This is a genomic window from Streptomyces sp. SID13726, assembly GCF_010548375.1.
In the GTDB taxonomy this organism is placed as follows: Bacteria; Actinomycetota; Actinomycetes; order Streptomycetales; family Streptomycetaceae; genus Streptomyces.
In genome coordinates, this window is the sequence record NZ_JAAGLY010000116.1 from 1 (window position 1) to 689 (window position 689).

Here is a 689-nt window from a genome sequence, read left to right on the forward strand (position 1 = left end):
GTCCTCACCGTCCTCACCGTCAACTCCGGCATCGCCGTCGGCGTCGTGACAGCGCTGCAGTTCGCGCCCGTGCTCGCCCTGTCCGCGTGGGCGGGCCTGCTCGCCGACCGGCTCCCGCGCCGCCGGCTCCTCATGGCCACGCAGGGCGCGATGGGTGTGCTCGCCCTCGGCCTCGGTGCCCTCGTCCCGTCCGGGCGCGTCGAGCTCTGGCACGTCTACGTGTTCGCCGGGCTCCTCGGCGTCGTCACCGCGTTCGACAACCCGGTGCGCCAGACGTTCGTCGCCGAGATGGTCCCCGCCGACAAGCTGTCCAACGCCGTCGGGCTCAACAGCGCGTCGTTCAACGCCGCGCGCCTCGTGGGGCCGGGCGTCGCCGGTCTGCTCATCGCGGCCGTCGGCTCGGGCTGGCTCTTCATCCTCAACGGCGTGACGTTCGGGGCGACGATCCTCGCGCTGATGTACATGCGGACGCGCGAGCTCCACGTCCTGCCCAGCGCCCCGCGCGAGAAGGGGCAGATCCGCGAGGGCATCCGGTACGTCCGCAAGCGCACCGACATCATCGTCATCATGGTCGTCGTCGGCGTCGTGTCGACGTTCGGGCTCAACTTCCAGCTCACGTCCGCGATGATGGCCAAGGTCGAGTTCGGCAAGGGACCGGGGGAGTACGGGATCCTCGGGTCGATCCTCGC

The 689-nt window shown here is 70.7% G+C and carries 1 protein-coding gene; it reads left to right on the forward strand.

Going from position 1 to position 689, the window contains the following annotated elements; all coding sequences use genetic code 11:
• The coding region (locus G3I78_RS46650) for an MFS transporter (protein WP_164436665.1) at positions 1–689 on the forward strand (689 nt) is incomplete at both ends.